The 13,777-nt window shown below is 43.7% G+C and carries 10 protein-coding genes; 4 read left to right on the top strand and 6 right to left on the bottom strand.

Going from position 1 to position 13,777, the window contains the following annotated elements; translation table 11 throughout:
- Nucleotides 1-15: 15 nt before the first annotated feature.
- Complete coding sequence (locus A4S05_RS05355; protein WP_069068799.1) at nt 16-981, top strand: iron-siderophore ABC transporter substrate-binding protein; 966 nt, start codon at nt 16-18, stop codon at nt 979-981.
- A 312-nt stretch (nt 982-1,293) separates the two neighbouring features.
- A complete protein-coding gene (gene aroA / locus A4S05_RS05350) occupies nt 1,294-2,574 on the top strand; it encodes a 3-phosphoshikimate 1-carboxyvinyltransferase (RefSeq protein WP_069068798.1) in 1,281 nt (426 codons plus the stop codon).
- Between the two features lie 379 nt (nt 2,575-2,953).
- Here the strand turns inward: aroA and A4S05_RS05345 are convergent, their stop codons facing one another.
- Entirely contained in the window at nt 2,954-4,738 is a 1,785-nt protein-coding gene (locus tag A4S05_RS05345; protein WP_069068797.1) for an iron uptake porin, read from the bottom strand.
- Between the two features lie 307 nt (nt 4,739-5,045).
- On the opposite strand from A4S05_RS05345, the gene A4S05_RS42995 reads away from it, so the two are divergent.
- Nucleotides 5,046-5,174: a hypothetical protein gene (locus tag A4S05_RS42995; RefSeq protein WP_256090833.1), complete on the top strand. Its 129-nt coding sequence runs from the start codon at nt 5,046-5,048 to the stop codon at nt 5,172-5,174.
- Between the two features lie 302 nt (nt 5,175-5,476).
- Here A4S05_RS42995 and pabB read toward each other — a convergent pair whose 3' ends face one another.
- The 4 genes from pabB to kdpB form a co-directional block, all read right to left on the bottom strand.
- Nucleotides 5,477-7,735, bottom strand: a complete 2,259-nt coding sequence (gene pabB, locus A4S05_RS05340) for an aminodeoxychorismate synthase component I (RefSeq protein WP_069068796.1) — start codon at nt 7,733-7,735, stop codon at nt 5,477-5,479.
- Between the two features lie 283 nt (nt 7,736-8,018).
- Nucleotides 8,019-8,657 (bottom strand): K(+)-transporting ATPase subunit C, encoded by a 639-nt coding sequence (kdpC, locus tag A4S05_RS05335; RefSeq protein WP_069068795.1) that lies wholly within the window; start codon nt 8,655-8,657, stop codon nt 8,019-8,021.
- Nucleotides 8,658-8,927: a potassium-transporting ATPase subunit F gene (locus tag A4S05_RS05330; protein WP_069068794.1), complete on the bottom strand. Its 270-nt coding sequence runs from the start codon at nt 8,925-8,927 to the stop codon at nt 8,658-8,660.
- Between the two features lie 6 nt (nt 8,928-8,933).
- Nucleotides 8,934-11,075 carry a potassium-transporting ATPase subunit KdpB gene (gene kdpB, locus A4S05_RS05325; RefSeq protein ID WP_084226987.1) on the bottom strand — a complete coding sequence of 714 codons (2,142 nt, stop codon included), beginning with the start codon at nt 11,073-11,075 and terminating at the stop codon, nt 8,934-8,936.
- Here kdpB and A4S05_RS05320 point away from each other — a divergent pair.
- Nucleotides 11,069-11,413, top strand: coding sequence for a hypothetical protein (locus A4S05_RS05320; protein WP_141699649.1), 345 nt, complete (start codon nt 11,069-11,071; stop codon nt 11,411-11,413). The genes kdpB and A4S05_RS05320 overlap by 7 nt on opposite strands.
- Here the strand turns inward: A4S05_RS05320 and kdpA are convergent.
- The gene (gene kdpA / locus A4S05_RS05315) at nt 11,391-13,136 is read right to left on the bottom strand and encodes a potassium-transporting ATPase subunit KdpA (protein ID WP_069068792.1); all 1,746 of its coding nucleotides are present in this window, start codon (nt 13,134-13,136) and stop codon (nt 11,391-11,393) included. The two genes, A4S05_RS05320 and kdpA, sit on opposite strands and share 23 nt — an antisense overlap.
- Between the last annotated feature and the right edge of the window lie 641 nt (nt 13,137-13,777).

Below are 13,777 nucleotides of genomic sequence, written 5' to 3'. Positions count from 1 at the left end.
AAAGTTAGGGTTTTCATGAAGAGGTTTCTACGCCGTCTCACCTATCCGCTATGTCTGGGAATTGTGGCATTTATACTTGTTTGTGCCTGTAGCCAAAGTAACTATCAAGATGCCACATCTCCAACATCTTCAGCAGAAAATTGTCGAATCATAAAACATCCAATGGGGGAAACCTGCGTTCCACTCAATCCTCAACGAATTGTAGCTTTAGATATCCTGAGTCTTGGTGAAACCGTTGCTTTGGGTATCAAGCCAATCGCAGCAACAATATGGTCTCGGACAGAAATCAATTCCGAAGTTCCCCCTTATTTAGCAGAAAGAATCAAAGGAATTGTTTTGCATAGTTATTCTACTAGCCAACCCAATTTAGAGACAATTCTGCAACTTAAGCCCGACTTAATCATTAGTCCTTCAGATCCATCATCACGAGAGCAGTACAAGCAATTATCACAAATTGCTCCTACCGTATTAGTTCCTTGGGGAGAGATTTCACGAGATTGGAAACAACACTTAAAAGAAACTGCAAAAGTTTTTGACAAAACAGAGGTAGCGACTCAACTCTTAAATGGCTACTCTCAAAGAGTTGAAAAACTAAAACAGAGATTACAGAATAATCGTCCTCAGCCATTTCGGGCATCATTTGTATATGTCAACTCTGGAGGAGTATATCTTGGTATGAAAAAGTCCTTTTCTGGCACAATTTTAAATGATATTGGACTGCTATCTCCTAAATCATCTAATAATTTATCCTTGCCCATTTCCGAGGAAAGTTTTTCCGAAATTGATAGTGATGTTATTTTTATCGGATGTTATCAAAAAAATGATTGCTCTACTTTAGAAAAACTTCGGGGAAAACCCTTATGGTCTAAAGTTAAAGCTGTCCAAAACAAACAAGTATTTCCTGTAGATTTTCAGAGTTGGTATGGGTTTGATTTTCTTGCCGCTCATGCTGTACTGGATGACATTGAGAAGCATTTATAGCAATCTGATTTGATTTCTGAATCACTCGTAGAGGTAAGGGACTGGGGATTGGGGAACTCGGGGCCCCCTCTGGGGATTAGGGGCAATGGGGACTGGGAAGAAGGAATAAAGGTGTGTCCTATAGATTAACAAACCTCTAACTCATGAAAGGATGTCAGTGAGTGTTGCTCTCTTCAGACAGTTAGGTGAGGAGGTACACCATACTCAGCACTCTTCATGCTGCGGTACTAGGTAAGGAAGAAGGGAGCACTCTTTTGCTCACAATATGGCAATATATAAAGTTGTAGCTAACCGCCTACGTAGAGGTTTAACGTGGATACCATTGCAATTCCTGCTCTAAATCGGCCAGTGGATGCCACGGTAGAAATTCCTGGTTCTAAAAGTCTTACCAATCGGGCGCTGCTTGTCGCTGCTTTGGCGCAAGGTGACTCCATTTTAGAAAATGCCTTATTTAGTGAAGACAGCGAGTATTTTGCCAAATGCGTAGAGCAATTAGGCATTCCCATTACTTTGCATCCTCATTTGGCACAGATCGAAGTGGCAGGAAGAGGAGGCGAAATTCCAGCTAAACAGGCAGATTTATTTGTGGGTTTGGCAGGCACAGCAGCACGGTTTATCTCTGCGCTCGTGGCACTAGGGAACGGCGAATATCGGCTAGATGGCGTTCCCCGGATGCGAGAACGACCGATGGGTGACATGCTGACGGTGCTGCAAACGGGTGGAGCAACCATCAACTTTGAGGGAAACTCCGGGTTTATGCCCTATACCATCTATGGCCAGGGATTCGCTGGCGGAAATTTTCGCGTAAAAGCTAACCAAACAAGTCAGCAACTTTCGGCATTGCTGATGATTGCGCCCTATGCTCAACAGGACACAATCATTGAGGTTGAGGGGACATTAGTTTCTCAATCTTATGTCAAAATGACCTGTCGCTTGATGGCAGATTTTGGCGTTGAGGTGATTCAAATAGGTGATAATCAATTTCAGATTAAAGCGGGTCAACGTTACCAAGCTCGACATTACACAATAGAACCCGATGCGTCAAATGCCTCTTACTTTTTTGCCGCCGCCGCCGTTACGGGTGGACGGGTGCGCGTCAAACATTTGACTAAGCAATCCTGTCAGGGTGATATTCTCTGGCTGAATGTTTTAGAACAGATGGGTTGCCAAATTAAGGATTCCGATGAATATACCGAAGTGACAGGGCCGAAGCAATTGCAAGGCATCGACATTGATATGAATGATATATCGGATTTGGTGCAAACATTAGCTGCGATCGCACCTTTTGCTAGTTCACCGATTACCATTCGGAACGTGGAACATATTCGATATAAGGAAACCGACCGGATTAAAGCTGTGGTTACAGAATTGCGGCGGCTAGGAGTGAAGGTTGAAGAATTCCCAGATAGACTGAAAATTGAGCCTGGCCCTATTACCCCGGCGGCGATTGAAACCTATCATGATCATCGAATGGCGATGGCTTTTGCTGTCACTGGCTTAAAGGTTCCAGGGATTGTAATTAAAGATCCTGGCTGTACAGCTAAGACCTTTCCAGATTACTTTACCCGATTCTTCCAAATGTTAGAACAATAAGAGACTGACCAAATAATTACTAATTCGTAATTCGTAATGACGCTCGTGGACTCGCTACCGCTGCGCTAACGTAATTCGTAATTAAAGAAAGATACAAGCATCTTGATTTATTTACGAATTATGTTGAACAGTATTTTTGTCGCGTCTGTTATACCGGGCGTTGTATATAGCAATCCTAAATCATTCGTGAAAAATTAGATCCCCGACTTCTTCGAGAAGTCGGGGATCTGGACATCGCGCATTTTCACAACTCATTTAGGATTGATATATTTGCAGGATGATTTTGCTGGTTTTTAGGACGGGCATGTTGCCCGTCCCTTGTATTTACAGACTTTCAATGAGCTAGTTGTTAGCCCCTACAACAAGTTGCTGTAAACCTTTAGAAGGTGAAAGTTGTTCTCAACGTGCCGATAATTGCATCGTCGTTATCACTGTTTTGACCAGGAGAGGTCAACCATATGACACCAGGGGTAATTGAGATGTTATCTGACACGCGATACTTGTAAAAGCCTTCAATGTGATAAGGTACATCATTACCAGTTAAACCTGGTCGGTTAAAGGCATAGGGTTCTGCACCAGCAAAAATACCTAAAACGTTACCCTGTTTACCGAAGTCAGGCAAGGCTATGCCAAGTCCATAACTCCAAGCTTCGTAATCATCATCAGCACCAAAGCCTGTGACATCGTGGTAAGAAACGAAGCCACTAACTGATAGTTTGTCGCTGGGTCGGAAGGCTGCCGATATTCCGTATGAATTACTGGAAGATCCGTCTAGGGCACTTAGGGTGTTAGATTGATTGGTACCTACGACGCGGCTAGTGCCAGTCAAACCACCACCTGCATCAAATAAACCACCACTTCCAGCACCATGATAACCATGAACGTAGGTGGCAGCGATCGCAAAGCGATCGCCAACACTAAAGTTCAACTGTCCCAGAGCTGCATAGTTACCTTCCAACAAACCTTGACTTACTCCAGGATTATTAGCATTTGACGCTAAGTAGCCTACAGTCAGTGAACTTGGTTTCAAAAAGCTACCACCGCTACCAAAAGGTAAAGTCAGTGCTGCACCAGCACCACCACCAATCCGATAGATGGGGCTTTCAGAAGCAAAGGTAGACAATGCACCATTACCACCATCAAAGTCCTCAAAGTAAGGATTGTTGGTGGCAGCATAATCGCTATGAATACCTCCGGTGGCCGCAAAGTAAGCTTGGGCTGGGCCTATGGGTACGTAATACGCCAGCCAGTCTATAACGACACTGTTATTGGTACTTCCACCGTTGAGTTGAAAGGTTTGTGTGCCTTCAGCAGTACCATCAATCAGAACATCGTCATTCCCTATTTGACTAAATGCTGTTGCATTACCAGCTGAAAGACGGGTGTGTAAAACGTCTTTACCCGTAAAGCTGCTTTGCAAGTCTAAACGTACCCTATCTTGGAAGACAGTATTGTTAGCATCGCCAGTATTACCGCCAAAAATGTCAGTAACGGCAAAAATAGCTTCACCCACCAATTTGGTGGTAGTAGAAAACTGATTTGCTTCTAGTTCAGCAGTCCGTGCTTCTAGAGAATCTACTCGACCACGCAGAGTTGCCAATTCTGCCGAGAATTCCTCTTGCAAACGCTGGAGGGTTGCCAAATCCTGTTTTGATACCAAATCAGCGGTTGCTGTCGCAATCAGTTCATTAACTCGATCTAAACAAGCATTCAAACCTGCGGCAAACTCATAACGAGTCAGTGCCCGGTTGCCGCGATAAGTGGAATTTGGGTATCCTGCTATACAGCCGTAGCGTTCAACTAGGGATTGTAAAGCTTGGAATGCCCAATCAGTCGGCTGTACATCAGAAAACTGAGAAACTGATGTGACTTGAGACAGTGAATTCTGATTCTTGCCTTCGCTGCTGTAGCGATTAACTTGTTCTAAAACCTGATTTCCATCAGTCTTTGCTTGGGCAAATAACTGCTGATTAATTTTTGGTTGTTCTGTTTTGATTGATAGTGAAGTACCAATAGCTTCTGGTGCTTCTGTCTGAGCGTATTTTACCTTTGGATCTTCAGAAAAGCTTGCTACTTCAGTAGCTACAGCCTTAGCGGAAACCAACACCGTCACTCCCAAAACTACTGGACTTAGTACCAGAGTTTTCCACAATAGATGAGACATTTTTTATTTTCCTTTCCCAAAAAATAACCCAACTCAGTAGGTTTAAGAAAAAGAGAACAAGCAATTATTCTACTTGATTGGAAATTCTATCAGATTGTAGTGATCTAAGCTATATCTAAAAAATTTTCCTGGATAAAGAATCGTAAAGTCTTGCAGATGACTTGTTTGCCTAAAGGTGGTGTTTATCCGGGAATTTAGCTCTATTTTGTGCCATTTATGCACTTTAGCTTCTTGTTTTTAACCCTGATTTTCGATAGAGCCTTTTTATATCAAATACAGTTCAGTTAAGCATTTCTTGCTTCTCTTTGTGTCCTACCCTTCTCTTTCTGCTGACGGAGATACGGCGCGTAGCTTGCTTCCACGAAGTGGTAAGGGAAGCCACTTCATGTCCATGCGTCCTTTGCTGCTGCGGCAAGCTGCTTTGCGTCTAAGTTAAAAAAGTTGACTTTAACAAAGAGTTTTAGCTTTAACTGAACTGTATTGCTTTTTATCTTGCTAGAATGACAGATTTTCACTAGAGTTGGTCATATTTATAGAAAATTGTGAAATTGGCTGAAACTTTTACTTTGCCGCAATGAAAAAGTCATGGTTGAAAATTGATGCAGCTTTTTGAGCTAAACACAATTCACGAGTCAGACTTGAGAATATCGATTTCTTGTCTAAATTCAGAGAGATGATTTATGAGTGAGTTTACCTCCAATCCATAAATTACGAACTACGGCAAATGCTTCCTCAGATTTAGACAGTCAATTTTTCAAAACTATCAGCAGTTGTTTTTTCTAGTCCTAGAATGGGATAGATATCTGGCTCAAATGTTCCCTGAATAGTCAGAACTAAAGCGTCGATTAAGGCTTTGGCTTTCAGCAGCGTTTCTTGAAACTCCATCTCCGGGTCAGAAAGGGCTATAATTCCGCCACCGATACCGATGGAGGTTTGATGAGGAGTCAAAACAGCAGTCCGAATAACAATATTAAAATCGGCTGAACCATTCAAGCCCAAAAAGCCGATCGCTCCTGAATACACTCCCCGCGCCTCTTGTTCTAGGCGATCGATAATTTGCATGGTACGGATTTTGGGCGCACCAGTCATCGATCCTCCGGGAAATGAAGCTTGCACACAATCCACCGCTTGTAAGTCTGAACGTAACCGCCCGCGTACTGTTGTCACCAACTGATGTAGTGTTGGGTATGTTTCCACATCCATTAATTTTGGTACATGGACACTACCAACTTCACAGACTCGTCCCAAATCATTGCGTAACAGATCCACAATCATCAGATTTTCAGCCCGGTCTTTTTCGCTGTTGCGTAGCTTCTCACGGAGGATGAAATCGGCTTCGGGGGTTTCTCCTCGTGGTAGGGTTCCCTTAATGGGTTTAGTTTCTACCCATCCTTGGCGATCAATCTTTAGAAACCGTTCTGGAGATGAACAGGCGATCGCAATTTCACCAAAGCGCAAAAATGCAGAGTAAGGAGCAGGATTGATTTTACGTAATGTCCGATAGAACGTCAATGGATCGGGGGTTGCATCGGTGTAAAGCTGATTCGTCAGGCAAACTTGGTAAGTTTCCCCTTCGTGAATTTCGTCCAGGCAATGGTGAATATCTTGGATGTAATTTTGGTAAGTACGACTCAAACGGAACTTAACTGGCTGACAATTTTCCTGGGGGAGAACGGAAGAAAGAGGATCTAAAGTTTCTAGTTGTTGTTGGATAGTATCAAACCAAGTTTCTACCGATTCTGTTTGTCCTTTTTTGATTAATTGCAGTAAATAAAGACACTGTTCTTGGTGATCGATAGCAATCATGCGATCGGCAAGTAAGAAAATTGCATCAGGTAATGGTGAAGAATGTACCAATGATGAGCCACATTCTGCCTTGAGTTCATAGCCAAAATAGCCAACAAATCCACAGTTAAAATCAAACGGTAACTCATCAGCTTGGCAAAATCGGCAGTCTATTTCCCGCTTCAAATACTCAAAAATACTTTCGGTGCGATGAGTCACGGTATCTGACTGTGTGACGAGAAGTTTTTGCGTTTGGGTATGATATCGCACCAATAGACTGTTTGCTCCGCTGCCATCACCCATAAAGGAGAAGCGAGATAGACCAGGTTCTACACGGCTGCTATCTAGCCAAAAAGCATTTACTGCATCCCCAAACAGCTGTACAAATATTTGTTCTGTATTTGGGCAGATATCTAACTTGCGTGTATACAATTCAAACTTCTCTTCCTGTTTTTGGTGTGGTCGATCGATCACAGGAGTAACAGATCCATATCCAATCCAATATTGCTTTTGTGGACTTCTTGACTCTGCCAAAAGGCTTTCAGACCCGACCCCTTGTGCATGGCTCCCTCTCCTGCCTTCTGCCTCCTGCCTCCTGCCTCCTGCCTCCTGCCTCCTTGACGATTTTTCTATAAATTGCAGCGTTATATCTCGAAAGTTTTCTAGTAATCTTTGCCCATATTCTGTACAAATAGACTCTGGGTGAAACTGCACACCCCAAAAAGGTAGATGCCGATGACGCAATCCCATCACCAATCCTTCTTCAGTCCAAGCAATTTTTTCTAGACACTCAGGTAGTTCGTCAGCAACTAGCAACGAGTGATAACGCACTACAGAAAAATTACTAGGAATACCTTGAAATAGTGCTGAATCATTATGATAAATTTTACTGAGTCTACCGTGTCGAACTTCCGGTGCATGAATCACTTTTCCACCATGTAGATAGCCAATTCCTTGATGACCAAGACAAACTCCTAGCAAGGGCACATCAACGTTCTCAATTATCTGTCGGCAGATTCCAAAATCTTCTGGTCTTTCTGGACGACCGGGGCCAGGTGAAATCACAATGTTGTCAAATGCAATTTCTTTTAATTCATCCCAGGTAAGCTGATCGTTACGAATTACCAGAGGTAGTTCCCCATTTACTTCAGCAATCATCTGGTAAAGATTAAAGGTATAAGAGTCATAGTTATCAATAATTAATGTTTGCATATATACTCAATTAACTACCATATAGAACATTTTGGCACTCAGAATAGCAATTCGTGAATAACAAAATTCCCGACTTATTTAATAAGTCGGGAATCTAAGCTTTTCGATTTTAAGTAATCTATAGATACAGCAGTTTTATTTTGCATAGAGTACAAAACTAGGGGTTTTAAGGCAGGAACTCTTTATATCTGATGCGTGAGTCCTCCATTTTGTACCTTAGTTACTTGCAAACTGCTGTAATGATTCTGACAGTAGCACATCCTTTTCGTTATTTCCTACGCCTTTATCCCTTAATCTTATCCAAAGCTAAATTCAGCTTCAAGACATTAACTCCAGGTTCGCCAAAGATGCCGAGAAAGCGTCCATCGGTGTTTTGAGCAATCAAAGTTTCCAATTGGGTAGGCTGAACTCCTCGCGCTTTGGCTACTCGTGCAATTTGTGCGATCGCAGCTTCGGGCGTAATATGGGGGTCAAGGCTAGAACCAGAGGTGTAGACTAAATCGCCAGTCGGCTGTACACCTGCTGTTTTCAGACGATTGAAGTCGCCTTCAACTTTTTTACTGGGGTCGGGGTCATCTTTACCTTTGATGCGTTCCATTAATGCGGGATTACTGGGAGCCAAGTTACTAGCGCCAGAAACTCCGGTTCTTAAAACTCCCGCGTCGTCCTTTTTGGGATCGGCTGTGCTGTAACTTGTGGTACTGGGACGGCTGTTAAAATAGCGATCGCTACTAAAAGGTTGACCAATCAAAGCAGAACCTACAACTTGACCTGTGCTATTTTGCAGTAGACTACCGTTTGCTTGAAAGGGAAACACAATTTGCCCAATGGCAATCATCGCCAAAGGATAAATAATTGCGACTATTACCCAGAGTACCAAGGTAGAACGAATAGCTCTGCTAGCTTCACGTGCAAAACTCATTTAGAATTTCTCCGGTACAAACATTACAAAAAATAAATAGATGGAAAGCCCTAGTGTCACCAGCCCTAATAGCCCCAATCCCCAAGATTGACTGCGGGAAAGTTGTTCACCAGTAGCGCCATAGACTAGAGGTGCAACCACGAGGTTGAAACACATTGCCAAGAACAAATACAGTGGTAGCTTTTGTCTACGCCATTGACACCAGATTTCAGTTATTTCTTCTAATACTTGGGATGCTGCAATCGCACGGCGGGTATGAACGGGTTTCATAGTAAATTAAGACAAAGGTAGGATAATATCTATCAGTTTGATGGCAATGAAGGGAGCAACGATACCGCCAAGACCAAAGATGAAGATGTTGCGACGTAGCAGTTGATCTGCTGTTAAAGGTAAAAACTTCACCCCTTTGAGTGCTAGCGGAATCAGCGCCGGAATAATCAAAGCATTGTAAATCAGCGCTGAAACGATCGCAGATTGGGCACTCTTTAATCCCATAATATTAAGTGCGCCGATTCCAGCGGCGGCAAATATCGTGGGAATGATCGCAAAATATTTGGCAATATCGTTGGCGATGGAGAATGTTGTCAATGCACCACGGGTAATTAGCAGCTGTTTACCAATCGTTACTAGGTCAATCAACTTGGTGGGATCAGAATCTAAGTCCACCATATTAGCAGCTTCTTTAGCAGCTTGCGTCCCAGAGTTCATTGCCACACCCACGTTTGCTTGAGCCAAAGCAGGGGCATCGTTCGTACCATCTCCGGTCATGGCCACCAGTTTACCCTGAGATTGTTCCGAGCGAATCACCTCAATTTTGTCTTCTGGAGTCGCTTCGGCAATGAAATCATCCACCCCAGCTTCTTGGGCAATCACCGAAGCTGTAATCCGATTATCACCTGTGAGCATGATCGTCTTAACACCCATGCGGCGGAGTTGGTCAAATCGTTCCCGCAGTCCCGGTTTGACTATATCTTTGAGGTAAATGACACCATAAATCTTGTCATCTTGGCAAACAGCTAAAGGTGTACCGCCTAACCGGGAAACTCGCTCATAAGCTTCGTCTATATCATCAGGAACATCGCCACCACGGGAACGAACAAATCCCTTAATGGCATCCACCGCCCCTTTGCGAATTTGTTTGCCATCGGGTAGATTAGTGCCACTCATCCGGGTTTTGGCGGAAAATTCCACACCTTCGGCTTTGTCGATATTAAAGTCTACCCCAGCCTGGGATTTTTCTGCTAAAAGTACAATTGACTTGCCTTCTGGTGTTTCGTCAAACAAGCTAGCAGCTAAGGAAACTTGCGCCACATCTTTGATTGAGTGATTATTTAGCGGAATAAACTCGTCAGCCATCCGGTTTCCCAAGGTGATTGTGCCTGTCTTATCCAGCACCAAAGTATTGATGTCACCACAAGCTTCTACTGCTCGACCAGAGGTCGCAATGACGTTAAACTGGGCAACTCTATCCATACCAGCGATGCCGATCGCACTGAGTAAACCACCGATAGTTGTCGGAATTAAAGCTACCAGTAGGGAGATTAAGATAGCAACGCTAGCACCCGCCCGCAAACTGTTTCCCGCCTCAACTCCAAAGGTCGTGCTGATAAAGCTGGCGATGTAGTCCACGAAGGGAGGCATAGTTGCCACCACAATTAGGAATACCTGTGTTAATACTGCCAACAATACCGTCAAAGCAATCTCGTTGGGAGTCTTGCTGCGTTCTGCCCCTTCTACCAGGGAAATCATGCGATCGATAAAACCTTGACCAGGATCAGCACTAATGCGAATTGTCAACTCATCGGAGAGTAAGCGTGTACCACCTGTCACCGAACTGGCAATATCTGTACCTGGTTGCTTCAATACAGGGGCAGATTCCCCAGTAATCGCCGACTCATCTACTGAGCCGATGCCTTTAATTACATCCCCATCGGCGGGAATCATATTATTTGCGACCACCTTGACCAAATCGCCCCGTCGCAGTTCCGTAGAATTGACTTTGACTATGGAACCATCTGGGAGGATTTTATTAGCGATCGTATCCGATCGCGTCGATCGCAGTGAATCAGCCTGTGCTTTACCGCGTCCTTCAGCCACAGCTTCGGCAAAGTTGGCAAAAACGAGGGTGAAAAAGAGAATGAAGGTAATCAACCCGTTTAACAGCCGTTGTTGGTTGATATCTGCCTGGATTGTGCCAAACAGATTTGGGTTGAGGGTAACAAGAAAGGTGACAATTGTCCCCACCCAAACAATAAACATCACTGGGTTTCTGACAGTAATTCGTGGATCAAGCTTGACAAATGACTCACGAATTGCTCTTTGGTAAAGCCCCCGCATATCTGTTTTGGGGGTATGCTTACGCGAGTCACGAGTTCCAGATGGAATACGGGGGGAGGGAGAATCAGTAGTAATTGGCATATATTAGATTTTGGGAATGGGGCATTGGGCATTGGGCATGGGAAGATGAGGTGGATGAATCCAGTTCTGAGATGGATGAATCCAGTTCTGAGATGGATGAACGGAGTTCTGAGATGGATGAATCCAGTTCCGAGGTGGATGAATCCAGTTCTGAGATGGATGAATCCAGTTCTGAGGTGGATGAATCCAGTTCCGAGGTGGATGAACGGAGTTCTGAGATGGATGAATCCAGTTCCGAGGTGGATGAATCCAGTTCCGAGGTGGATAAATCAGTTTTTAATTCTCCTTGTCCCCTACTTCCCTCATCCCCAATTCCTAGCCAATGCCTTTGGCGATAAAAAATGCTTCACCAATGGGGCCTAATGCTAATACTGGGAAGAATGTCAGTGCGCCCAAGATTAAAATTACGCCTGCTGTAACGCCTATAAATAGTCCGGTATCAGTTCGCAATGTACCAGTCGTATAAGGAACAGCTTGCTTACGAGACATACTATCTGCTAAAAACAGCAAACCGATGATTGGAACATAGCGTCCAGCTAGTAAACTGAAGCAGGTACTCAAGTTCCACCACAAAGCGGTTAAAGTTGGTGCTGTACCTGTAGCGATCGCAAAAGGTGAAGGTTGTGAATCTCCTAAACCTTCAAAGCCAGAACCGTTATTAGCAGCAGCGGACGCATATTCATAGATAACTTGAGCAAAGCCGTGGAAACCGGGATTGCTAATTCCTGATAGTTGATCGGGAAACGCTAGGGCGATACCTGCGGGAATCATAATTGCGATCGGGTGAACTAGCAGAAGCAAAAAACTAGCAAGCACAACCTCGCGCTTCTCAATCTTACGTCCGAGAAATTCTGGTGTGCGTCCCACCATCAACCCTGTGGCGAACACAGCTAGAATCAGATAGGCGAACAAGTAAGCGGTTCCCGTACCCTGTCCACCCCAGATAATTTGCAGGAACATATTAGAAAGGGTAATAAAACCACCGTTGGGCATAAATGAGTCGTGTAAACTGTTGACTGCGCCGCACATAGTACCAGTTGTACTCGTTGCAAATAATGCAGATTGTGCCCAACCAAACCGGACTTCTTTACCTTCTAAATTCGGTTGCTGACTACCCAGCAGTGCATTCACAGCCGGATTGCCGTTGTATTCACCAATGGCGGTGACGATGATAAATATTACATAGAGAACGCCCACCATACCGAAGACTAACCAAGCTTGCTTAGTGTTGTTCGCAAACAACCCATAAGTGTAGATTAGGGAAGTGGGAATCGAAAGCATCGCCACAATTTGAATCAAATTAGAAAATCCATTGGGATTTTCAAAGGGGTGTGCCGAGTTGATGGCGAAAAAGCCGCCGCCATTTTCCCCTAATTCCTTGATAATTTCAAAATGGGCAACAGGGCCACGAGCGATCGCTTGACTGATATTCGGATCTTCCAAAGTCGGGAGTACAACTACACCCGCCAGGGTTTCGGGAACGCCAGCTGCCATGAGAGCGATCGCACCGACAATACAAATAGGCAGCAAAATTCGGGTAATGGAGCGAATCAAGTCTACATAAAAGTTGCCCAACGATCTACCAGTCAATCCCCGAATAAAGGCAATCCCCACGGCTAACCCAGTCGCAGCAGAGGTAAACATGTGATAACCAAGTCCCCACATTTGACTGCCATAGCTCATGTAAGTTTCACCAGAATAATGCTGCTGGTTGGTGTTAGTAATAAAAGAAATAGTTGTATGCAGCACTGTATCCCAGGTTGGCGCATCTATCTTGGTTGGGTTTAATGGCAGCCATCCTTGATTCATGATGATCAAGAAAATCAGTAACCCCATTGCTAGGTTGCTGTATAGAATTGCCCGCCCATACTGCCAGCCAGTCATATTTTCTTTAGTTTTAACCCCAACCAAAGAATAAAGTACTCGCTCAACCGGATTCAAAATCGGGTCGAGAAAAGTACTTTGTTCTAGGTATACACGCGCCATATAGCGCCCAAAAACTGGAGTAATTGCTACTACAATCAGTAGCGTTAATACAATTTGAATCCATCCTTCTAGCATCAGTTAATCTAACTCCAACATGACTAAAATTGAGACATTATTTTTCTACAAATTGGAAGTTTTTATGAAGTATATCGGCATAATTTTTAACCAAGCTATAATTATGGGCTTTATTCGTCAATCATGAAGCTTTTTATTAAAAAACACAAGGTATAAATTGATATTTAAACTAGACTATAGAAGAAATATATTTATATATATACAAGTCTTTATAGCGTTTATCTCGATCTATATCTGCAAATATAGAAAAACAGCTAAATCCTAAACCTAGGCATAGTAAAATAAAACTACAAGACTGAATTTGCCTGATATGAAAGTCTTGGATTTTGTTCTCCTAGCGTCTCGCAGAGAAGAGAATAAACAAGTAACTGCTCTAAGAGGATGTTTGAAAAGTCCTCTTGTCGGTATCAAAAGTTTTAGATCCCCCTAAATCCACGCCACTTGCTCATGGGGGAAACCCCCAAGACCGCAGTGGCTCCCCTTAATAAGGGGGACTTTGACTCTGGTTCCCCCCTTTTTTAAGGCTACGGTGTACACACAAGTCCTAAAAACCTAGCTTGATAAGCATTTCCTCGTTCCCAGTCTCCGACTGGGAATGCATTCATCGAGTCTCTGACTCAATATCTGACTAGAGGCTCTGC

Source organism: Nostoc sp. KVJ20, assembly GCF_001712795.1.
Classification (GTDB): Bacteria; Cyanobacteriota; Cyanobacteriia; order Cyanobacteriales; family Nostocaceae; genus Nostoc.
The sequence above is the reverse complement of the archived record's forward strand: the minus strand, read 5'-3'. Positions and strand labels throughout refer to the sequence as shown.